The organism is Variovorax sp. E3, assembly GCF_016082275.1.
Lineage (GTDB): Bacteria > Pseudomonadota > Gammaproteobacteria > Burkholderiales > Burkholderiaceae_C > Variovorax.
In genome coordinates, this window is sequence record NZ_MOWM01000146.1 from 1 (window position 1) to 21,402 (window position 21,402).

Annotated in this window: 12 protein-coding genes and 5 pseudogenes; 13 read left to right on the plus strand and 4 right to left on the minus strand. The window is 67.6% G+C overall.

The annotated features are described in order from the left end of the window. Positions 1 to 6: 6 nt before the first annotated feature. From BMG07_RS32665 to BMG07_RS32675, 3 genes are all read right to left on the minus strand, one after another. Positions 7 to 1,878: a phosphoenolpyruvate carboxykinase (GTP) gene (locus BMG07_RS32665; RefSeq protein ID WP_198087978.1), complete on the minus strand. Its 1,872-nt coding sequence runs from the start codon at positions 1,876 to 1,878 to the stop codon at positions 7 to 9. Positions 1,879 to 2,044: 166 nt separating this feature from the next. Further along, positions 2,045 to 2,197 carry a hypothetical protein gene (locus BMG07_RS32670; protein ID WP_198087979.1) on the minus strand — a complete coding sequence of 51 codons (153 nt, stop codon included), beginning with the start codon at positions 2,195 to 2,197 and terminating at the stop codon, positions 2,045 to 2,047. Between the two features lie 111 nt (positions 2,198 to 2,308). Further along, positions 2,309 to 3,508, minus strand: coding sequence for a threonine ammonia-lyase (locus BMG07_RS32675; RefSeq protein ID WP_198087980.1), 1,200 nt, complete (start codon positions 3,506 to 3,508; stop codon positions 2,309 to 2,311). 115 nt (positions 3,509 to 3,623) lie between these two features. On the opposite strand from BMG07_RS32675, the pseudogene BMG07_RS32680 reads away from it, so the two are divergent. The 3 genes and pseudogenes from BMG07_RS32680 to BMG07_RS32690 all read left to right on the plus strand — a co-directional run bounded on the left by BMG07_RS32680 (position 3,624) and on the right by BMG07_RS32690 (position 9,020). Continuing rightward, a pseudogene (locus tag BMG07_RS32680) lies at positions 3,624 to 5,945 on the plus strand (ATP-binding protein). Positions 5,946 to 6,056: 111 nt separating this feature from the next. Then, positions 6,057 to 7,679, plus strand: a complete 1,623-nt coding sequence (locus BMG07_RS32685; protein ID WP_198087981.1) for a S41 family peptidase — start codon at positions 6,057 to 6,059, stop codon at positions 7,677 to 7,679. Positions 7,680 to 7,832: 153 nt separating this feature from the next. Next, on the plus strand, positions 7,833 to 9,020 hold the full coding sequence (locus BMG07_RS32690; protein WP_198087982.1) for a nucleoside hydrolase: 1,188 nt from the start codon (positions 7,833 to 7,835) through the stop codon (positions 9,018 to 9,020). Positions 9,021 to 9,023: 3 nt separating this feature from the next. Here BMG07_RS32690 and recQ read toward each other — a convergent pair. Further along, positions 9,024 to 10,915: pseudogene (gene recQ, locus BMG07_RS32695) on the minus strand (DNA helicase RecQ). Between the two features lie 297 nt (positions 10,916 to 11,212). On the opposite strand from recQ, the pseudogene BMG07_RS32700 reads away from it, so the two are divergent. The 10 genes and pseudogenes from BMG07_RS32700 to BMG07_RS32745 all read left to right on the plus strand — a co-directional run bounded on the left by BMG07_RS32700 (position 11,213) and on the right by BMG07_RS32745 (position 21,329). Next, positions 11,213 to 12,180: pseudogene (locus BMG07_RS32700) on the plus strand (ABC transporter substrate-binding protein). Next, positions 12,161 to 13,057: an ABC transporter permease gene (locus BMG07_RS32705; protein WP_198087983.1), complete on the plus strand. Its 897-nt coding sequence runs from the start codon at positions 12,161 to 12,163 to the stop codon at positions 13,055 to 13,057. The pseudogene BMG07_RS32700 and the gene BMG07_RS32705 overlap by 20 nt, the downstream one beginning before the upstream one ends. Then, a pseudogene (locus BMG07_RS32710) lies at positions 13,042 to 13,835 on the plus strand (ABC transporter ATP-binding protein). Before BMG07_RS32705 ends, BMG07_RS32710 begins: the two are co-directional and overlap by 16 nt. Before the next feature lie 166 nt (positions 13,836 to 14,001). Then, complete coding sequence (gene hutC, locus BMG07_RS32715) at positions 14,002 to 14,739, plus strand: histidine utilization repressor (RefSeq protein ID WP_198087984.1); 738 nt, start codon at positions 14,002 to 14,004, stop codon at positions 14,737 to 14,739. 59 nt (positions 14,740 to 14,798) lie between these two features. Continuing rightward, positions 14,799 to 16,358 carry a histidine ammonia-lyase gene (gene hutH / locus BMG07_RS32720; RefSeq protein WP_198087985.1) on the plus strand — a complete coding sequence of 520 codons (1,560 nt, stop codon included), beginning with the start codon at positions 14,799 to 14,801 and terminating at the stop codon, positions 16,356 to 16,358. Positions 16,359 to 16,390: 32 nt separating this feature from the next. Beyond that, positions 16,391 to 18,118 (plus strand): urocanate hydratase, encoded by a 1,728-nt coding sequence (gene hutU / locus BMG07_RS32725; protein ID WP_198087986.1) that lies wholly within the window; start codon positions 16,391 to 16,393, stop codon positions 18,116 to 18,118. Then, positions 18,118 to 18,968, plus strand: a pseudogene (locus BMG07_RS32730) (phytanoyl-CoA dioxygenase family protein). The gene hutU and the pseudogene BMG07_RS32730 overlap by 1 nt, the downstream one beginning before the upstream one ends. Before the next feature lie 145 nt (positions 18,969 to 19,113). Next, entirely contained in the window at positions 19,114 to 19,848 is a 735-nt protein-coding gene (locus tag BMG07_RS32735; protein ID WP_198087987.1) for an IclR family transcriptional regulator, read from the plus strand. Between the two features lie 46 nt (positions 19,849 to 19,894). Next, complete coding sequence (locus BMG07_RS32740; protein ID WP_198087988.1) at positions 19,895 to 20,647, plus strand: transporter substrate-binding domain-containing protein; 753 nt, start codon at positions 19,895 to 19,897, stop codon at positions 20,645 to 20,647. A 13-nt stretch (positions 20,648 to 20,660) separates the two neighbouring features. Further along, on the plus strand, positions 20,661 to 21,329 hold the full coding sequence (locus tag BMG07_RS32745) for an amino acid ABC transporter permease (protein ID WP_198087990.1): 669 nt from the start codon (positions 20,661 to 20,663) through the stop codon (positions 21,327 to 21,329). Positions 21,330 to 21,402: the final 73 nt, after the last annotated feature.

The following is a 21,402-nucleotide window of genomic DNA, read 5'->3' on the forward strand; positions in this document are numbered from 1 at the left end:
CTGAAATCAGGCTGCCAGGCGCTGCTCGATCGCAGCCTTCGTTTCCGGCAATTCCTTCGGCAGATGGTGTTCCAGCTGCTTGAACAATTCAGCGTGCAGCTTCAGCTCTGCTTCCCACGCCGCCTTGTCGATGCTGGTCACGGTCGCGAACTGCTCGGCACTGAAATTCAGCCCCGTCCAGTTCAGATCTTCATAGCGCGGGCTCACGCCGGTGATGTGCTCGATGCCTTCCGACTTCTTGCCTTCGACGCGATCGATCATCCACTTCAGCACGCGCATGTTCTCGCCGTAGCCAGGCCAGACGAACTTGCCGTCCGCGCCCTTGCGGAACCAGTTGGTCGTGTAGATCTTCGGCAGCTTCGCGCCCGAGGCTTCGAGCTTCTTGCCCAGGTCGAGCCAGTGCTGGAAATAGTCGCTCATGTTGTAGCCCATGAACGGCAGCATCGCGAACGGGTCGCGGCGCACGATGCCTTGCTGGCCAGCGGCGGCCGCGGTCGTTTCCGAACCCATCGTCGCCGCCATGTACACGCCCTCGACCCAGTTGCGGGCTTCGGTGACCAACGGCACGGTGGTCGAGCGGCGGCCGCCGAAGATGAAGGCGTCGATGGTCACGCCCTTCGGATCGTCCCAGGCCTCGTCGAGCGCCGGATTGTTGGTCGCGGCCACGGTGAAGCGCGCATTCGGATGCGCGGCCTTCGCGCCCGTTTCCTTGGCGATCTGCGGCGTCCAGTCCTTGCCTTGCCAGTCGATCAGGTGCGCCGGCAGTGCCTTGCCCGGTGCGTCTTGTTCCATGCCTTCCCACCACACGTCGCCGTCATCGGTCAGCGCGACGTTGGTGAAGATCACGCCGTCGTCCAGGCTGCGCATGCAGTTCGGATTCGTCAGCATGTTGGTGCCGGGAGCGACACCGAAGTAACCAGCTTCGGGATTGATGGCGCGCAGCGAGCCATCGGCCTGCGGCTTGATCCAGGCGATGTCGTCGCCGATGGTCGTGACCTTCCAGCCCTCGAAGCCCGCCGGCGGTACCAGCATCGAAAAGTTCGTCTTGCCGCAAGCGCTCGGGAACGCCGCCGCCACGTGGTACTTCTTGCCTTCGGGATTCGTCACGCCCAGGATGAGCATGTGCTCGGCCAGCCAGCCTTCGTCGCGGCCCATGTTCGAGGCAATGCGCAGCGCGAAGCACTTCTTGCCCAGCAGCGCGTTGCCGCCGTAGCCCGAGCCGTAGCTCCAGATCTCGCGCGTCTCGGGGTAGTGAACGATGTACTTGGTCTTGTTGCAGGGCCAGGACACGTCCTTCTGCCCGGCCTCGAGCGGCGCGCCCACGGTGTGCACGCAAGGCACGAACTCACCGTCGGTGCCCAGCACGTCGTACACGGCCTTGCCCATGCGCGTCATGATGCGCATGTTCACCGCCACGTACGGCGAGTCGGACAGCTCGATGCCGATGTGTGCAATGGGCGAGCCCAGCGGGCCCATGCTGAACGGCACGACATACATCGTGCGGCCCTTCATGCAGCCGTCGAACAGCGGCTGCAGCGTCGCGCGCATCTCGGCCGGGGCCATCCAGTTGTTCGTGGGGCCGGCGTTGTCCTTCTGCGCGGAGCAGATGTAGGTGCGGTCTTCGACGCGCGCCACGTCGCTCGGGTCGGACACCGCGAGGAACGAGTTGGGGCGCTTGGCCTGGTTGAGCTTCTTGAAGGTCCCTGCGTCCACCAGTTGCTGGCAGAGGCGGTCGTATTCTTCCTTGCTGCCGTCGCACCAATGGATGGCTTCGGGTTTGCACAGTGCGGCCATGTCGGCCACCCAGGCGATCAGCTTGGCGTTCTTGACGTATGAGGGCGCCTGAATGGTGAGGCCCTTCATCGTGGGTGCGTTCATCGGAAAATCTCCTAAGTTGAAAAATCGTCTTTCCGAACGGGGCGCCGGGCCTGCTCAGGCACGGAGGTCCGTTTGAGAAAACGTTTCGCTTCGGGAGATGGCTGCTGAATGCTGCGCCTGCGCGGGCCGCACTGCCCGCGGACAAAAGCGCCAATGCCTGTCAGCGTCAGGCCATGAAGACCGCGATCGATGCCAGCAGCAGCATCAGCACGCCGCCGGCCAGCGGCAGCACCAGCGGCATCAGGTGAACGACCGATTCGACGGCGTCCTTTTCGACAGCGGCACTGTGGTTCGGCTCGACGGGAGTGGGGTTGGACATCGGGAAGTACCTCGAATACGCAAATTGACAGACTGGAGTCATTTTACCGGCGGGTAGCCATGAACCGCTCTAGGGGCTTGCGAGCCCCCACGGCAGCCTGCGCCCAGGGCGTCAATGCTGCTCCTCGGCCTCGAAGCCGGCATCCTTCAGCGCCGTCAGGACGCTCGCCAGGTGGGCGCGTCCGCGGGTCTGCAGCACAAGCTCGATGTCGACGTTCTGCGCGGCCAGCATCGTGAAGGCGCGCTGGTGGTGGACTTCGTCGACGTTAGCGCCCGCTTCGGCCACGGTGGCCGTGATCTGGGCCAGCGAGCCCGGCACGTCGCGCGCACTCACGCGCACGCGGGCCAGCCGACCGGCCCGCACCATGCCGCGTTCGATGATGGCCGCCAGCAGCAGCGGATCGATGTTGCCGCCGGAAAGAACCAGGCCCACGCGCTTGCCCTTGAAGCGCTCCGGGTGCCGGATCAGCGCCGCCAGCCCGGCCGCGCCCGCGCCCTCGACCAGCGTTTTCTCGATCTCGAGCAGCATCAGCACGCCCTGCTCGATGTCGCCTTCGTCCACCAGCAGCAGGTCGTCGACCTTGCTCGCGATGATTTCCCGGGTCAGCACGCCGGGCGTGCCGACCGCGATGCCCTCGGCGATCGTGCTCTTGCCCTGCACGTGGTGCGTGCCCTTGACCGCATTGACCATGGCCGGAAAGCGCGTCGTCTGCACGCCGACGATCTCGATGCCGGGCTTGCGTTCGCGTGCCGCCACCGCCATGCCCGCGATCAGCCCGCCGCCGCCGACCGCCACCACCAGCGTGTCCAGGTCGGGCACCGCGTCGAGCATCTCGAGCGCCACCGTGCCCTGACCCGCGATGATGGCTTCGTCGTCATAGGGGTGCACGAAGGTCAGCCCTTCGCGCGCCGCAAGCTCCAGGGCATGGGCGCGGGCCGCGTCGAGCGTGTCGCCGTGCAGCACCACCTCGGCGCCGAAGCCGCGCGTGCGCTCGATCTTCACGCCCGGCGTGAAGCGCGGCATGACGATCAGCGCGCGCAGCCCGAGCCGCTGCGCGTGATAGGCCACACCCTGCGCATGGTTGCCGGCAGACATGGCGATCACTCCGCGTGTACCGTTCTCGGAAAGATCGACCAGCTTGTTGCACGCACCCCTCTCCTTGAAGGAGGATGTGAACTGCAGGTTCTCGAATTTCAGGAACACCTGAGCACCGACGATCTCCGACAGCGTGCGTGACTCGACACAGGGCGTATTCAGCACCTGGCCTTGCAGGCGCGCCGCGGCGCGCTGGATTTCTTCGATTCCGACCATGGCGCGCATTGTGGCTGGAATCGCACCATGAGGGTTTTTACCGTTTGCCGGTCTTCCCGAAGCCAAAAGTCTGCGTTATGGTCTCTCCGAGATTTTCCTCGTTGGAGGTTGCCTGATGGCGAAGCGTGCGGGTGTCGATGTCGTGGCTGCTGCGGTGCGCGGGCAGGCATTGCCGTCGCCCGGCCTCAAGGAGCGCCCGTGCTCGAGCTCATGTGCTCGCACTTCGTGCTCACGCTCGCCGCCAAGCAGGGGCCGCGCTTCAACGTGCGGCGCGACATCAACGGCCTGCTGTCGCTCACCGGGCGGCACCTGGTGTGGCCCGCGGCGGTGCTGCAGCGGCTGCGCGAGTTCCTCGGCCGGCGCTGCGCGGGCAATGAAGCGTGGAAGGGCGTCGAGGCGCTCGACGGCCGCACGCTGCTGGAGCGCCACGGCGTGTGGCGCGGGCCCTATGAAGAAGGCACGCTCTTCTTCTACCTCGACGAATACGCGAAGGACCAGCCCAAAGACCTGCTCTCGGTGCTCGCCGTCACGCGCGACTGGCTCACGCATGCGCTGCGCAAGCAGTCGACCCTGGTCGAGAAGAACATCGACGCGCTCGCGGGCCTGCTGCAGCTCAACAAGGCCGAGCGCGCGCTGCTGCTGTACGGCACGCTCGCGCGCTACCAGCGCGACCTGCGCTCGCTGCTGGTCGAGTTCAAGGTCAACAACGCGCCCGAGGCCTACGCCGCCATCGCCGACATTGCCGGTGTGAACGCGAGCGAAGTGGGCGAGGCGCTGCGCGCCGGCTCGCGGCTCGAGCGCATCGGCCTCGTCGAGAACCTGATCTCCGAGCACAACATCACCGATCTGGCGACCTCATGAAGGTCAGCGAGAAGCTGCCGCCCGTGCTCATGCGCGAGTACCGCGACCACAACGAACTGATGGCCGTGTTCACGCGGCCCTCGGCCAAGAGCGCGCTCACGCCGCACGACTTTTCTTTCGTGCAGGAAGACGCGCAGATGCTCGTCACGCTGCTGCGCGCCGCCGTCGCGCGCAAGGAGCCCGGCGTCAACGTGCTGCTCTACGGCCCGCCCGGCACCGGCAAGACCGAGCTGGCCAAGGTTGTCGCGCAGGCGGCGGGCCTGGAGCTCTTCGAGGTCGAATATGCCGACCGCGACGGCAACTCGCTGAGCGGGCGCGACCGCTACCGCTCGCTGCAGATCGCGCAGGTGTTCCTCAAGGGCAGCGCGCAGGCCGCGTTGCTGTTCGACGAGGTCGAGGACGTGTTCCCGCCCATCAGCACCGAGGCCGCGCAGTTCATGGCGCGCGCCGAGCAGATTCCCGCGCCCACCAGCGGCAGCGTCAGCGGCAAGGCCTGGGTCAACCAGATCCTGGAGGCCAACCCCGTGCCCACGCTGTGGGTCACCAACCGCATCGAGCAGATCGATCCGGCCTTCCGGCGCCGCTTCGCGTACCACCTGGAGCTCAAGTCGCCGCCGCCCGGCGCGCGCGAGCAGCTCGTGAAGAAGACGCTCGAAGGCGTGGTGGTGTCCGAGGCCTTCACCGCCAAGCTGGCCGAACGCAAGGGCCTCACGCCCGCGCAGATCCGCACGGCGGTGCGCTTTGCCGGGCTCGCGCGCACCGACGACGCGTCGGTGGAAGCCCTCATCGAGCGGCAGCTGCGCAACGCCGACCTGGCGCTGGGCACGCTCGACACCGGCCGCGGCGAGCGCCGCAGCGTCACCACCTACGACCTCGACATGCTCAACGTCGAGACCCGCTTCGAGATCCCGCGCATCGCCCAGGCGCTGAAGGCGCGCGGTCACGGCACCCTGTGCTTCTACGGCGCGCCCGGCACCGGCAAGACCGCGCTGGCCGAGCACATCGCCAAGGCCATCGGCCGGCCGCTGCTCATCAAGCAGGCCAGCGACCTCATGAGCAAGTACGTCGGCGAGACCGAGCAGAACATGGCCGCCATGTTCCGCGAGGCCGAGAACGAAAAGGCCGTGCTGCTGCTCGACGAGGCCGACAGCTTCCTGCAGGACCGGCGCGGCGCGCAGCGCACCTACGAAGTCACCGAGGTCAACGAGATGCTGCAGGGCATGGAGCGCTTCAACGGCGTCTTCGTGTGCACCACCAACCTGCTCGACCGGCTCGACCAGGCGGCGCTGCGGCGCTTCACCTTCAAGATCAAGTTCATGCCGCTCACGGCCACGCAGCGCGAGCGCATGTTCGTGACCGAGGCGCTGGCGGGCGATGCCGCGAACCTCACGGGCGCCATTCAGGCGCGGCTCGCGCCATTGACACAGCTGTGCCCAGGGGATTTCGCGGCCGTGAAACGGCAGACCGATATCCTGGCAACGGAGTTTCAGCGATCGAGTTTCTCGATCAGCTCGAGGCCGAGCACCGCATCAAGCCCGAAGTGCGCGAGTCGCGCGGCATGGGCTTCGTGCAGTAGCCAGCGGCACGCAGAACAACCGGGTGTGAAACCCGCAGGAGCGCATCGCGGGCGATAGCTTCGCCCCCGCTGCGGAACACCGTCCGCCACCGCGGGCACGAGGAGGAGCAGATGGAATCTCGCAAGGTCGACGTGCGGCAGTCGCCGCGTTCCCGGGCGTGGGCGGCAACCGCCGCGCTTGCCGTTGGCTGCCTCGTGACGGCCTGCGGCGGTGGGGGAGGCGGTGGAGGCGGCGGCGGCTTGCCGATCGGTCTGCTGCCTGGCACCACCACGCCGCCCGCCGGCAACAACGGCTCGGGCTTCGTGCCTTCGGATTCCGTGGCCGGCCTCTGCGCCGCGCCACGCACCGGCATCAACCCCGAAACCGGCCGGGCCTACCCCGACAGCACCGGCACGCTCGACAACGAGAAGAGCTGGGTGCGCAGCTGGATCGACGAAACCTACCTCTGGTACGGCGAAGTGCCGACCACGCTCAAGGCTTCTGACTACGCCACGCCCGTGACCTGGTTCAACGTGCTCAAGACACCGCTCACCACGGCGTCGGGCAAGCCCAAGGACCGCTTTCACTTCACCTACAACACCGAGGCCTACCGCCAGCTGTCGCAAGGCGGCGTGTCGGTCAGCTACGGCGCGGAGTTCGTGTCCATTGCCACCAGCCCGCCGCGCGAACTGCGCGTCGTGCTGGTGGAGCCCGGCTCGCCCGCCGACGTTGCCGGGCTGAAGCGCGGCGCCAAGCTGCTGAGCGTCGACGGTGTCGATTTCGTCAGCGCCACCGGCGCGGCCAATGCCGCGACGATCAACAACGCCCTCTCCCCGAAGGCCGTGGGCGAGCGGCACACCTTCACGTTCCAGCTGGGCAGCGCGCCGGCCGCGTCCTATTCGCTGACGGCGGCCAACGTCACGAGCACGCCGGTGCAGAACGTCAAGGCCGTCGACGTGGGCGGCGGCAACCATGTGGGCTACATGCTGTTCAACGACCACATCACGACGGCCGAGCAGCAGCTCATCGATGCCGTGAATTCCCTCAAGGGCACGCCCGGCGGCATCCAGGACCTCGTGCTCGACATGCGCTACAACGGCGGCGGCCAGCTCGCCATTGCCAGCCGGCTGGCCTACATGATCGCCGGGCCGTCGGCCACCACCGGCAAGACCTTCGAGCAGCTGACCTTCAACGACAAGAACCCGTTCCGTCTCTCGGCGTCGCAGAGCCAGATGCTGTTCTACAGCACCAGCCGCGGCGGCGCGGCCCTGCCCACGCTCGGCCTCTCGCGCGTGACCGTGCTGACCAGCCCGGAAACCTGTTCGGCGAGCGAATCGGTCATCAACAGCCTGCGGGGCGTGGGCGTCACGGTCAACCTCGTGGGCGACACCACCTGCGGCAAGCCCTACGGCTTTTATCCGCAGGACAACTGCGGCACCACCTACTTCGCGATCCAGGTCAAGGGCGTGAACCAGCTGGGCTTCGGTGACTACGGCGACGGCTTCGCGCCCACCTGCACCGTGAAGGGCGACGACTACGACCACCAGCTCGGCGACCCCAACGAAGCCCAGCTGGCCGCGGCGCTCACCCTGCGCAGCAGCGGCGCCTGCCCCGTGCCGGTGGCCAAGGCCGCTGCGGCAAGAAGCCTCCAGAAGCCCGATGCCGCCGAGGCCGACGTCGAGAAACCCTTCCTCCTCGACCAGTCGCCGCTGCGCCGCAACCGCCTGCTCGACCCCCTGCCCAACCCGGGCTGACCCACCGCCGCGCCTCGCGGAAAACCCCTAGGCCACAGCGCTTGCCACGCTGCCGGCTTGCGTTCTACAGTTTGGCAAACGTTTGCGCAAAGCTTTGCGCAAACGTTGTATTTCATGTCCCTCGACTGAAAACCAAACGTTTAGGAGAAGAAGATGCGCAAATGGATCGGGACGATGTTCGTCGTCGTCATCGCGGTGCTGGCAGGTTGCGGTGGAGGCGGCAACGGAGGCGGGGGCATCGGCCTCGGGCCGGGTTTCGGCGGCGGATCGGGCGGCACCGCCACGGCGCAGAAGATCATCATCGACAGCGACTACAACACCATGAGCGACGACGGCCAGCTCGGCGTCATGGCCGCGCAGCTGCAACTGCAGGGCAAGGTCCAGGTCATGGGCATCAGCGTGGTCTCGGGCAACCAGTGGCTCAAGCAGGGCGTGGCCGACGCGCTGATGTCGGTCGAACGGCTCGGCGTGGGCGACCGCATCGGCGTCTACGTGGGGGCCAACTACGCGCTCAACCACACCTATGCCGACGTGCAGGCCGAAATGGCGGCGGGCGCCGGCGGCGACGGCTACCTGGGCGCCTGGGGCGGCCCCGAGCCCAAGACCGATGCCGACCTCAAGCCCTCGCCCGACGGCTTCGCCAAGCGCACCGTGGTGCAGCGCAAGAGCGCGGTCGACTTCATCGTCGACACCGTCAAGGCCAACCCCGGCGAGATCACCATCCTGGCCATCGGCCCGCTCACCAACATCGCGCTCGCGGTCAAGCAGAACCCCGAGATCGTGCCGCTCATCAAGAAGATCATCTACATGGGCGGCGCCGTCGACGTGGCGGGCAACACCACCAAGGCGGCCGAGTTCAACTGGTGGTTCGACCCCGACGCCGCGCAGTTCGTGGTGCGGCTGCCGATTCCGCAGGTGGTGGTGCCGCTGGACGTGACCGACACCGTGTTCCTCACCAAGCCCATCTACGACCGCATCGCGCACCCGGCCAAGCCCACGGCCGTGACCGACGTGTTCCAGAAGCTCAACGGCTACGGCTTCGACGGCAAGAACGGCTTCGAGACCAACCCCGACTACACGCAGAACATCTGGGACACCCTCACGCTGGCCTACCTGATCGACCCGAGCTACGCCACGCAAACGGTCGACCGCTATGTCGACGTGGTGGCCAAGCCCGGCGCGCCCGACAACGGCCGTTCCATCGGCTATGCGTCGCAGCCCTCGGGCCCGACGCTGCAGAAGATGACGGTGGTGAAGAAGTTCGACAACACGCGCTTCTTCGAGCTGTACGTCGACCTGCTGACGCGGCCCGTGCCGATCACGCTGCCGGCGACCAACTGACGTTCAGAACGCCTCGCACACCCTCAGCACCTCGCACCGTAAGCCTCCAGCTTCTTGGTGCCGATGCCGCTGATGCCCTGCAGGTCTTCCAGCGTGCCCGGCGCCCGCTCGGCAATGGCCGCCAGCGTGGCGTCGTGGAAGATCACGTAGGCCGGCAGGTTGTGCTCCTTCGCGACCTCGGCGCGCCAGGCCTTGAGCGCCTCGAAGCGCTTCTTGCCCATGTCGTCGAGCTTGGCGGCGGCCGGCGACGGCGCGCCCTTGGCCACCTTTTCGCGGCGGGGCTTGCGGTCCGCCGGTGACGACACCGACTCGCGCAGCGAGACCTGTGCCTCGCCCTTGAGCACCGCGCGCGAGCCCTCGGTGAGCTTCAGCGTGTTGAACGCTTCCGCGTCCACCGCCAGCGCGCCCGTGGCGATCAATTGGCGCAGCACGCCGCGCAGCGCCACCTCGCTGAACTCCGCGCCGATGCCGAAGGTGCTCACGCGCTCATGCCCGAACTGCTTGACCTTCTCGGTCGGCTTGCCGCGCAGGATGTCCATGATGTGCCCCGCGCCGAAGCTGATGCCGCTCAGCTGCTGCACGCGGTAGATGGTGCTCAGCAGCTTGCGCGCGGCATCGGTGCCGTCCCACACCTGCGGCGGGTTCAGGCAGTTGTCGCAGTTGCCGCAGGGCGTGCTCTTCTCGCCGAAGTAGCCCAGCAGGCGCACGCGCCGGCAGTCGCTGGCTTCGGCCAGGGACAGCAGCGCGTCGAGCTTGCCGCGCATCACCTGCTTGAACTCTTCGCCGGCCGGGCTCTCGTCGATCATGCGGCGCTGGTTGACCACGTCCTGCAGGCCGTAGGTCATCCAGGCGTCGGCCGGGCCGCCGTCGCGGCCCGCGCGGCCGGTTTCCTGGTAGTAGCCCTCGATGTTCTTGGGCATGTCGAGGTGGCCGACAAAGCGCACGTCGGGCTTGTCGATGCCCATGCCGAAGGCGATGGTCGCGACCATCACGATGCCTTCCTCGCGCAGGAACCGGTCCTGGTGCTTCTGGCGCACCGCCGCGTCCAGGCCCGCGTGATAGGGCAGGGCATTGATGCCCGCGTCGCGCAGCGTGGTGGCCAGGTCTTCCACCCGCTTGCGCGACTGGCAATAGACCACGCCCGCGTCGCCCTCGTGCTCGCGCTCGATGAAGCGCAGCAGCTGCGTGGTCGCGTCCTTCTTCTCGACGATGGTGTAGCGGATGTTCGGCCGGTCGAAGCTGGAGACGAACTGGCGCGCTTCTTCCAGCTGCAGCCGCTCGACGATGTCGGCGCGCGTCAGGTCGTCGGCCGTGGCCGTGAGCGCGATGCGCGGCACGCCGGCATAGCGCTCGTGCAGCACGGTGAGCGCGCGGTATTCGGGGCGGAAGTCGTGGCCCCACTGGCTCACGCAATGCGCCTCGTCGATCGCGAACAGCGAGAGCTTGCCGCGCTCCTTCAGCGAATCGAGCTGCGACAGGAAGCGCGGCGTGTTCACGCGCTCGGGCGCCGCGTACAGCAGCGTGATCTCGCCGCGCAGCATGCGGCGCTCCACGTCCTGCGTCTGTTCCCAGTCGAGCGTGGAGTTGAGGAAGGCCGCGCTCACCCCGGCTTCATGCAGCGCGCCCACCTGGTCGTGCATCAGCGCGATCAGCGGCGACACCACCACCGCCACGCCGTGCCCCGCGCGCTGCCGCGCAATGGCCGGGATCTGGTAGCACAGCGACTTGCCGCCGCCCGTGGGCATCAGCACCAGCGCGTCGCCGCCGGCCACCACGTGGTCGACGATGTCCTGCTGGGCCCCGCGAAACTGCGCGTAGCCGAAGACTTCGTGAAGGATGTCGGCGGGTGCGCTGCTGCCGGAGGCGTCGATGGGGCGGGGAGCGAGAGAGGACACAGGCAGCGTGGGAGAGGGCGAAAAGCGGTGAAAGAGCGGGGCCGTCGATTGTCCCCCACCCACGCCGATGTGACTGTGGCACGAGGTTTGCAATGGTGCCCGCCGTCCCGCGGCCCTTCTTGTCTAGACAGCAAACCGGTGCATTTCCCAAGGGAGTGCACCAAAAATGACCTTTCGGGTTATCCTGTATATACAAGTTGGGGCGCTTGGCAACAATGCGAGGCGCGCACAGCCCGGTCACCGGGTTGGACCGCCGAGCCTTTTTGAAGTTTTCCAAGAACAGAACCAGGAGTACCCATGGTCAAGACGGTAGTTGTGAAAGTCGCTTCGCTGCTGGCAGCAGGTGCATGTGCAGCGGGCATGGCCGGAACGGCCGCCGCCCAGGAAACGAAGATCGCGCTCGGCATGTCGGGCTGGACCGGCTTTGCGCCGCTCTCGCTGGCCGACAAGGCCGGCATCTTCAAGAAGAACGGGCTCGACGTCGAACTCAAGATGATTCCGCAGAAGGACCGCCACCTGGCGCTGGCCTCCGGCGCGATCCAGTGCGCGGCCACCACGGTGGAGACGCACGTGGCCTGGAACGCCAACGGCGTGCCCATCGTGCAGATCTTCCAGATGGACAAGTCCTACGGCGCCGACGGCATTGCGGTGCGCAACGACGTCAAGACCTTCGCCGACCTCAAGGGCAAGAGCATCGGCGTGAGCGCCCCCGGCACCGCGCCTTACTTCGGCCTGGCTGGATGCTCAGCAAGAACGGCATGAGCCTGAAGGACGTGAAGGTGGTCTCGCTCGAGCCGCAGCCCGCCGCGCAAGCCTTCGTGGCCGGCCAGAACGACGCCGCCATGACCTACGAGCCCTACCTGTCGACCGTGCGCGCCAACCCCGCCGCCGGCAAGATCCTGGCCACCACGCTCGACTACCCGATGGTGATGGACACCGTCGGCTGCGCGCCCACCTGGCTCAAGGCCAACGCCAAGGCCGCCGCTGCGCTCACCAAGTCGTACTTCGACGCGCTCGACATGATCAAGGCCGACCCGGCCAAGGCCAACGAGCTCATGGGCGCCGCGGTCAAGCAAAGCGGCGAGCAGTTCGCCAAGTCGTCGGCCTACCTGCGCTGGCAGGACAAGGCCGCCAACCAGAAGTTCTTCGCGGGTGAACTCACCAGCTTCATGAAGGAGGCCGCGCCCATCCTTCTGGAAGCCGGCGTGATCCGCAAGGCGCCTGAAGATTTCGCCGCGACCTTCGATGCAAGCTTCGTCAAGTAAGGCCCTGCCGCAGGTGCAGCCGACCGTGGCTGCCTCCGCGCCGGCCGTTCCCTCCAAGGCTGCGCAGGCCACCGCGTCGCAGGCCCTGCGCCGCCGCCGCGCGCTTGCGCCGCTCGAGCCCATCAGCGCGCGTGCGCGCGTGCTGCTGGGGCTCGGCTTCTTCGTGGTGTTCGTGGCCGTGTGGGCCATTGCCACCTTCGGCGGCTTCGTGCCGCCGACCTTCCTGGCCAGCCCGCTGACCATGCTCAAGGAGGGCTGGCTGCTCTTCACCGAGTACGGCTTCATCGGCGACATCGGCATGACCGTGTGGCGCGTGTTCGGCGGCTTCCTGCTGGCGGCCGTGTTCGCGGTGCCGCTGGGCATTGCCATGGGCACCTGGAAAACGGTCGAGGCCTTCTTCGAGCCCTTCGTGTCGTTCTGCCGCTACCTGCCGGCCTCGGCGTTCATTCCGCTGCTCATCCTGTGGGCGGGCCTGGGCGAAATGCAGAAGCTGCTGGTGATCTTCATCGGCTCGTTCTTCCAGATCGTGCTGATGGTGGCCGTCACCGTGGGCGGCGCGCGGCGCGACCTCGTCGAGGCCGCCTACACGCTGGGCGCCAACAGCCGCGGCATCGTGGCGCGCGTGCTCATTCCGGGCGCCGCGCCGGGCATCGCCGAAACGCTGCGCCTGGTGCTCGGCTGGGCCTGGACGTACGTGATCGTGGCGGAACTGATCGGCTCTTCGTCAGGCATCGGCCACATGATCACCGACAGCCAGGCGCTGCTGAACACCGGCCAGATCATCTTCGGCATCATCGTGATCGGCGTCATCGGCCTGCTGTCCGACTTTGCTTTCAAGGCGCTCAACCGCCGCCTGTTCGCGTGGGCTTCACTGTGAAGAATCAACTCTCCATCCAGGGCGTGTCGCGCGTCTTCACCGGCGCCAAGGGCCAGCGCACGCAGGCGCTGCAGCCGATCGACTTCGAGGTGAAGGAGAACGACTTCGTCACCATCCTCGGCCCTTCGGGCTGCGGCAAGTCGACGTTGCTGCGCATCGTGGCGGGGCTCGACTTCCCGACCACCGGCCAGGTGCTGCTCGACGGTGAGCGCATCGACGGCCCGGGCGCGACCGCGGCGTGGTGTTCCAGAGCTACACGCTGTTCCCGTGGCTCACGGTGGCGCAGAACATCCGCTTCGGCCTGCGCGAGCGCGGCATGAGCGAGGCCGACCAGAAGGAGCGCAGCGAGTTCTTCATCGCCAAGGTCGGGCTGCGCGGCTTCGAGCACCACTTTCCGAAGCAGCTCTCGGGCGGCATGCAGCAGCGCACGGCGATTGCCCGCGCGCTGGCCAACGACCCCAAGATGCTGCTGCTCGACGAGCCCTTCGGCGCACTCGACAACCAGACGCGCGTGCTGATGCAGGAGCTGCTGCTGGGCATCTGGGAGTCGGCGCAGAAGACGGTGCTGTTCGTGACGCACGACATCGACGAGGCGATCTTCATGGCCAACCGCGTGGCGGTGTTCAGCGCGCGGCCGGGCCGCATCAAGACCGAGATCGCGGTCGACTTTCCGCATCCGCGCAGCTACACGATCAAGACCTCGCCGGAGTTCATGGACATCAAGGCGCGCCTGACCGAAGAGATCCGCGCCGAGTCGATGGCCGCTGCGGAGCATTGAAGATGGAACGCCTGCCTTTCTCTTTTCTTTCTCCCTCCGCCTCTGAGGGAGGGCAGGGGTGGGGGCACGGCGGCCTTCGAACGGGCGCTGTGCATGTTCGAAGCGCTGCCCCCATCCCAACCTTCCCCCGGAGGGGGAAGGCGCAAGAACAGGACAGGGCCCGGCCATGAAACGCGACCTCCCGACCCTTGCGCTCTACGCGCAAGTCAAGGATCACATCTCCCGCAAGATCCAGGACGGCACGTGGCCGCCCGGCCACCGCCTGCCTTCGGAGCACGAGTTGGTCGCGCAGTTCGGCATGGCGCGCATGACCGTGAACCGCGCGCTGCGCGAGCTGGTGGAGCAGGGCCGCATCGTGCGCGTGGCCGGCGTCGGCAGCTTCGTGGCCGAGAACAAGCCGCAGTCCACGCTGCTGCAGATCGCCAACATCGCCAGCGAGATCCGCCAGCGCGGGCACGACTACCGCTGCGACATGATCGAGGTCGAGCGCATCGCCGCTTCGCCCGACGTGGCCGCGTGGCTCGACATGCGCGCCGGCACCTCGGTGTTCCACAGCGTGTGCCTGCACCTGGAGAACGGCACGCCGGTCCAGCTGGAAGAACGCTACGTCAACCCGCAGGTCGTGCCCGACTACCTCGAGCAGGACTTCACCGCCATGCCGCCCAGCGAGTACCTCGTTCGCAACGTGCCCTTCGACCAGATCGAACACGTGGTCGACGCCGTGCTGCCCAACCAGGAGCAGGCCGACAGGCTCGCGATGGCGCCCACCGACCCCTGCCTGCTGCTCACGCGCCGCACCTGGAGCCGCAACACCCCCGTGACGTGGGTGCGCTGCCTGCATCCGGCCTCGCGCTACAGCCTGGGCAGCCGCTTCAGAGCCGACGGCAACCCGAGCTTCGGCTGATTTTTTTGTCCTCGACGACCTCCGTTTTCTCTCGCAACTACTTGTATAGACAGGTTCACATGCCAAGCAAAAATACCGCTCCTTCAGATGCTTCCCTGATCCTCACGCCCGGCCAGGTCGACCTGGCGATGCTGCGCCGCATCCAGGCCGGCGGCGTGCAGCTGTCGCTCGATGCGTCGGTGCGCGAGGGCATGCTGCGCGCCGAGGCCGCCGTGCGCCACATCGTGGAGAACGACCAGGTCGTCTACGGCATCAACACCGGCTTCGGCAAGCTCGCGAGCACGCGCATCGGCAACGACCACCTGGCCGAGTTGCAGCGCAACCTCGTGCTGTCGCACAGCGTGGGCACGGGCGAGCCGCTGGCCGCGCCGGTGGTGCGCATGGTGCTCGCGACCAAGGCCGTGAGCCTGGCGCGCGGCCACTCGGGCGTGCGGCCGGCGCTGGCTGACGCGCTGCTTGCGCTGTTCAACGCCGGCGTGATGCCGCGCATTCCGGCCAAGGGCTCGGTCGGCGCCTCGGGCGACCTCGCGCCGCTGGCGCACCTGGCCTGCGTGCTGATCGGCGAAGGCGAGGCGACCTTGCCCGACGGCAGCGTGGTGAGCGGCGCGCAGGCGATGAAGCACATCGGCCTTGCGCCCTTCGTGCTCGGCCCCAAGGAGGGCCTGGCGCTGCTCAACGGCACGCAGGTGTCGACCGCGCTGGCGCTGTTCGGCCTGTTCGGCGCGGAAGACGTGTTCGCGTCTTCGCTGATGTCGGGCGCGCTGTCGCTCGAAGCCATTCAAGGCTCCATCAAGCCCTTCGACGCGCGCATCCACGCCGCGCGCGGCCAGCCGGGCCAGATCGCCGTGGCCGGCGCGGTGCGCACCTTGCTCGAAGGCAGCGAGATCGTGCCGTCGCACGCCGACTGCGGCCGCGTGCAAGACCCGTACTCGGTGCGCTGCATCCCGCAGGTGATGGGTGCCTGCCTCGACAACCTGGCGCATGCCGCGCGCGTGCTGGTCATCGAAGCCAATGCCGCGTCGGACAACCCGCTGGTGTTCGTCGACACCGGCGAGGTGATCTCGGGTGGCAACTTCCACGCCGAGCCCGTCGCCTTCGCGGCCGACATCATCGCGCTGGCCATCAGCGAAGTCGGCGCCATCGCCGAGCGCCGCATCGCGCTGCTGCTGGACACGGGCCTGTCGGGCCTGCCGCCGTTCCTGGTGCGCGACGGCGGCCTCAACTCGGGCTTCATGATCGCGCAGGTCACGGCCGCCGCGCTCGCGTCGGAGAACAAGTCGCTCGCGCACCCGGCCAGCGTCGACAGCCTGCCCACTTCCGCCAACCAGGAAGACCACGTGTCGATGGCCACCTTCGCGGGCCGCCGCCTGGGCGACATGGTCAACAACACGGCGGTGGTGGTCGGCATCGAAGCCATGGCCGCCGCGCAGGGCATCGAGCTCAAGCGCAAGCTCAAGAGCTCCCCGCCGGTGGAAGCCGAGTTCGCCGCCATTCGCCGGAAGGTCGCGTTCCTGGAGACCGACCGCTACCTCGCCCCCGACATCGAAGCCATGCGCCAGTGGGCGCTGAAGGCCCAGCTGCCGGCCGCGCTGCTCGACATCCTGCCCAGTCACTCGTAAAACCTCACCCGACATCCAAGGAGAACCACGCCATGAACGCTCCCGACAAATTCGCCCTGAACAACCCCGATGCGGCCGATCCGCGCCACGACCCGACCCGCGTCATCCGCGCCCCGCGCGGCAGCGAACTCAACTGCAAGAGCTGGCTCACCGAAGCGCCGTTCCGCATGCTGCAGAACAACCTGGACGCCGAGGTGGCCGAGCGCCCGCAAGACCTGGTGGTGTACGGCGGCATCGGCCGCGCGGCGCGCAACTGGGCCTGCTACGACCAGATCCTCGCGTCGCTCAAAGAGCTGAACGACGACGAGACGCTGCTCATCCAGTCGGGCAAGCCCGTGGGCGTGTTCAAGACGCACGAGAACGCACCGCGCGTGCTGCTGGCCAATTCGAACCTCGTGCCCAAGTGGGCCAACTGGGAGCACTTCAACGAGCTCGACCGCCAGGGCCTGTTCATGTACGGCCAGATGACGGCCGGCAGCTGGATCTACATCGGCAGCCAGGGCATCGTGCAAGGCACCTTCGAGACCTTTGTCGAAGCCGGCCGCCAGCACTACAACAACAGCCTGGCAGGCAAGTGGATCTTGACGGCCGGCCTGGGCGGCATGGGCGGCGCGCAGCCGCTTGCCGCCACGCTGGCCGGTGCCGTGTCGCTGAACATCGAGTGCCAGCAAAGCAGCATCGACTTTCGCCTGCGCACGCGCTATGTCGACAAGCAGGCGCGCGACATCGACCATGCCTTCGAGCTGATCAAGCAGCACTGCGACGCGAAGGAAGCCGTGTCGATCGCGCTGCTGGGCAACGCGGCCGAGATCCTGCCCGAGCTCGTCAAGCGCGCGAAGGCCGGCGGCCTGAAGCCCGACCTCGTGACCGACCAGACCTCCGCGCACGACCTGATCAACGGCTACCTGCCTGCCGGCTGGAGCGTGCCGCAGTGGCAGGCCGCCATGAAGGACGCCTCGCAGCACGACGCGCTCAAGAAGGCCGCCGCGAAGTCGTGCGCCGTGCACGTGCAGGCCATGCTGGACTTCCAGGCCATGGGCATCCCCACGGTCGACTACGGCAACAACATCCGCCAGGTCGCGTTCGACGAGGGCGTGAAGAACGCCTTCGACTTCCCGGGCTTCGTGCCGGCCTACATCCGCCCGCTGTTTTGCGAAGGTAAGGGCCCGTTCCGCTGGGTCGCGCTCTCGGGCGACCCCGAAGACATCTACAAGACCGACGCCAAGATCAAGGAACTGTTCCCCGAGAACACGCACACCCACCGCTGGCTCGACATGGCGCGCGAGCGCATCGCCTTCCAGGGCCTGCCGGCGCGCATCTGCTGGCTGGGCCTGGGCGAGCGCCACATCGCGGGCCTGGCCTTCAACGAGATGGTGAAGAACGGCGAGCTGAAGGCGCCGATCGTCATCGGCCGCGACCACCTGGACACGGGCTCGGTCGCCAGCCCCAACCGCGAGACCGAGGCCATGAAGGACGGCACCGATGCCGTGAGCGACTGGCCGCTGCTCAACGCGCTGCTCAACACCGCGGGCGGCGCCACCTGGGTCAGCCTGCATCACGGCGGCGGCGTGGGCATGGGCTACTCGCAGCACTCGGGCGTGGTGATCGTGTGCGACGGCACCGACGCGGCGGCCAAGCGCATCGAGCGCGTGCTGTGGAACGACCCGGCCACCGGCGTCATGCGCCATGCGGACGCGGGCTACGACATCGCGGTGGCCACCGCCAAGGCCAAGGGCCTGAAGCTGCCGATGGTGAAGTGATGGCGGGCGGCGCGCTCCCCGACGCTCACGAACTGCGCCGCCGCGTGCAGGCGCGCGTGGACGACGCGCTGGTCGCGCAGTTCCAGCGCGACGGCGCGGTCTGCATCCGCCAGCTGCTCACGCCCGACGAGCTGGCGCTGCTGCGCGGCGGCATCGAGGCCAACCTGGCCGCGCCCAGCCCGCGCGCCAAGGTGGCGAGCCGCCCGACGATCCGGGCCGCTTCTTCGAGGACTTCTGCAACTGGCAGGACATCGACGCCTTTCGCCGCTTCATCTTCGAGGCGCCGCTCGCGCAATTGGCGCAGCGGCTCATGGGCTCGAACACGGTGCGGCTGTACCACGACCACCTGCTCGTGAAGGAGCCCGGCACGCGCCAGCGCACGCCATGGCACCAGGACCAGCCGTACTACAACATCGAGGGCGAGCAGAACGTCAGCATGTGGATCCCGGTCGATCCGGTGTCGCGCGCCGCCACGCTCGAGTTCGTGGCCGGCTCGCACAAGGGGCCGTGGCTCATGCCGCGCACCTTCATGGACAACCATGCCAGGTGGTTTCCCGAAGGCAGCCTGCAAGACCTGCCCGACATCGAGGGCGCGCGCGAGCGCTTCCCCATCGTGGGCTGGAACATCGAGCCCGGCGACTTCGTCTGCTTCCACATGCTCACCTTGCATGCGGCGGCCGGCGTGGAGGGGCCGAACCGGCGCCGCGTGTTCTCGGTGCGCTTCCTGGGCGACGACATCCGCCACGCGCCGCGCAGCTGGAAGACCTCGCCCGATTTCCCCGGCCTGGCCGACACGCTGCCGGCCGGCGCGCCCATGGACGACGCACGCTTTCCGCTGCTGGTGGGCTGAGCGCGGCGTGCCCTGGGTAAGCCGAAGGTAGAAAGAAAAAACGCGCCCATTCCCATCGCGTGGGAATCATGGCTTGGAGGTGGGAACGGCGAGCAAGATACTGCACGCCGACCCCACTTCCGGCCCCCTTTCGCGATTGCTCCCGATGACGATCCCCGCCGACGCTCCCACCCACAACGACCGCGCGCTGTTCGTGCTGTCGGTGCTGGCGCAGAGCAAGTCGGCGATGACGGCGGCCGAGCTGGTGCAGGCCACCGGCCTGTCGCAGAGCACGCTGTACCGCCAGATCGCCACGCTGCGGCGCTGGGGCTTCGTGATGGAGTCCGACGGGCGCTACTCGCCGGGCCCGGTGAGCGTGCAGCTGGCCAGCGGCTTTGACGGCAACTCCGACCTCGTGATGGCCGCGCGCGCCGACATGCGCGCGCTGGCGCGGCAGACGCATGAAAGCGTCGCGCTGGTCACGGCGGTGAACGACCGCGTCGTGTGCCTGGAGATGATCGACAGCGAGCAGTCGCTGCGCTGCTCGTTCGACCGCGGCCGCAGCGTGCCCGCGCGCGACGGCGCCAGCGCCAAGTGCCTCTTGGCCCACATGCCGCTGGACCAGCGCGACGCCTTGCTCGACGGCTTCGACGAGGCCCCCGGGCGCCGCGCCGCGCGCGCCGCCGAACTCGACGCCATCCGCGAAGCCGGCCATGCCGTGACGCATGGCGAGGTCGATGCCGGCGTGTGGGGCGCGAGCGCGCCGGTGCTGGCTTCGGCCCGCCGGCTGCGCGGCGCCATCACGCTCATGGCGCCGCTCACGCGCGTCGAGGGCATGGAAGCTGCATTGCTCCACATGACCGTCGTCACGGCGGCGCGCATCTCGCGTGCCTTGCAGTAGTCGCCGCGTTTCTTCTTTCTTTTCAAACCCACGGAAGCCCTTCACCATGAACACCCGCCGCACCCTCATCGCCGCCGCCCTGTCCGGCCTTGCAATCCTCGGTTTCGCCGGCGGCGCGCACGCGCAGGGCGAGCCGCTGCGCGTGGCCACCGATGCCACCTTCCCGCCCATGGAGTTCGTGGAAAACGGCAAGCGCACCGGCTTCGACGTGGAGCTGGTCGAGGCCATCGGCAAGACGCTGGGCCGCAAGATCGAGTGGATCGACATCGACTTCAAGGGCCTCGTGCCGGGCCTGATCTCCAAGCGCTTCGACATGGCCGTCTCGGGCATCTACATCACCGACGAGCGCAAGAAGGTGGTCGACTTCACCGTGCCGTACTACGCCGGCGGCCTCGTCGTGATGGTGAAGGATGGCAACACGGCCATCAAGACGCCGGCCGACATCAACGGCAAGAAGGTCAGCGTGCAGGTGGGCACCAAGTCGGTTTCCTTCACGAAGGAAAAGTACCCGCAGGTGCAGCTGCTCGAGGTCGAGAAGAACCAGGAAATGTTCAACCTCGTCGACATCGGCCGCGCCGACGCCGCCGTGACCGGCAAGCCCGCCGCCTACCAGTACGTGCGCACGCGCGGCGGCCTGAAGGTGCTGCCCGAGCAGATCACCACCGAGGAATACGGCATGGCCATCCGCAAGGACACGCCCGAACTCACCAAGGCCGTGAACGGCGCCCTCGAGAAGCTCAAGGCCGACGGCACCTACGCGCAGATCGTCAACAAGTGGTTCAGCGCCGGCGCCAAGTAAGCGGCCCATGGACCTGGATCTCGATTTTTCGCCCGTCTGGGCGGGCTGGCCCGACCTGCTGCGCGGCGCGCTCGTCACGGTGGAGATCACCGCCTGCGCGCTGGCGCTGGGCTGCGTGCTGGGCCTTCTGGTCGGCATCGGCCGGCTGAACCCGAAGCGGCGCTGGCTCTACGGTTTCTGCACCGCGTATGTGGCGGCCATTCGCGGCACGCCGCTGCTGGTGCAGCTGTTCATCCTGTTCTTCGGGCTGCCGCACTTCGGCATCCTGCTGCCGGCCTTCCTGTGCGGCGTGCTGGGGCTCGGCGTGTACTCGGGCGCGTACGTGTCGGAGATCGTGCGCGGCGCGATCCAGTCGATCGACAAGGGCCAGACCATGGCCGCGCAGTCGCTGGGCATGACGCCCGGCGTGGCGATGCGCCAGATCGTGCTGCCGCAGGCGGTGGTGCGCATGATTCCGCCGCTGGGCAACGAGTTCATCGCGCTCATCAAGAACTCGGCGCTGGTGTCGCTGCTGACCATCCACGACGTGATGCACGAAGGGCAGAAGATCATCAGCGTGTCGTACCGCTCGCTGGAGGTGTACCTGGCGATCGCGGTCGTGTACTTCGTGCTGACGGGCACGATGTCGCTGGTGCTGCGGCACTTCGAGCAGCGGCTGCGGCAAGGCGGGTTGATGCGATGAAGGCGCGTTCTGTCTTTCTCCCTCCCCTTCGGGGAGGGGCGGGGTGGGGGCACGACGGCCTCGACCACCGAAA

Excerpts from the sequence above, each read along its gene's own strand:
- hutH (WP_198087985.1), top strand. The coding sequence starts at position 14,799 with ATGCCAAGCAAAAATACCGCTCCTTCAGATGCTTCCCTGATCCTCACG.
- hutC (WP_198087984.1), top strand. The coding sequence starts at position 14,002 with ATGAAACGCGACCTCCCGACCCTTGCGCTCTACGCGCAAGTCAAGGAT.
- BMG07_RS32735 (WP_198087987.1), top strand. The coding sequence starts at position 19,114 with ATGACGATCCCCGCCGACGCTCCCACCCACAACGACCGCGCGCTGTTC.
- BMG07_RS32670 (WP_198087979.1), bottom strand. The coding sequence starts at position 2,197 with ATGTCCAACCCCACTCCCGTCGAGCCGAACCACAGTGCCGCTGTCGAA.
- BMG07_RS32665 (WP_198087978.1), bottom strand. The coding sequence starts at position 1,878 with ATGAACGCACCCACGATGAAGGGCCTCACCATTCAGGCGCCCTCATAC.
- BMG07_RS32705 (WP_198087983.1), top strand. The coding sequence starts at position 12,161 with ATGCAAGCTTCGTCAAGTAAGGCCCTGCCGCAGGTGCAGCCGACCGTG.
- BMG07_RS32690 (WP_198087982.1), top strand. The coding sequence starts at position 7,833 with ATGCGCAAATGGATCGGGACGATGTTCGTCGTCGTCATCGCGGTGCTG.
- BMG07_RS32675 (WP_198087980.1), bottom strand. The coding sequence starts at position 3,508 with ATGGTCGGAATCGAAGAAATCCAGCGCGCCGCGGCGCGCCTGCAAGGC.
- BMG07_RS32740 (WP_198087988.1), top strand. The coding sequence starts at position 19,895 with ATGAACACCCGCCGCACCCTCATCGCCGCCGCCCTGTCCGGCCTTGCA.
- hutU (WP_198087986.1), top strand. The coding sequence starts at position 16,391 with ATGAACGCTCCCGACAAATTCGCCCTGAACAACCCCGATGCGGCCGAT.
- BMG07_RS32685 (WP_198087981.1), top strand. The coding sequence starts at position 6,057 with ATGGAATCTCGCAAGGTCGACGTGCGGCAGTCGCCGCGTTCCCGGGCG.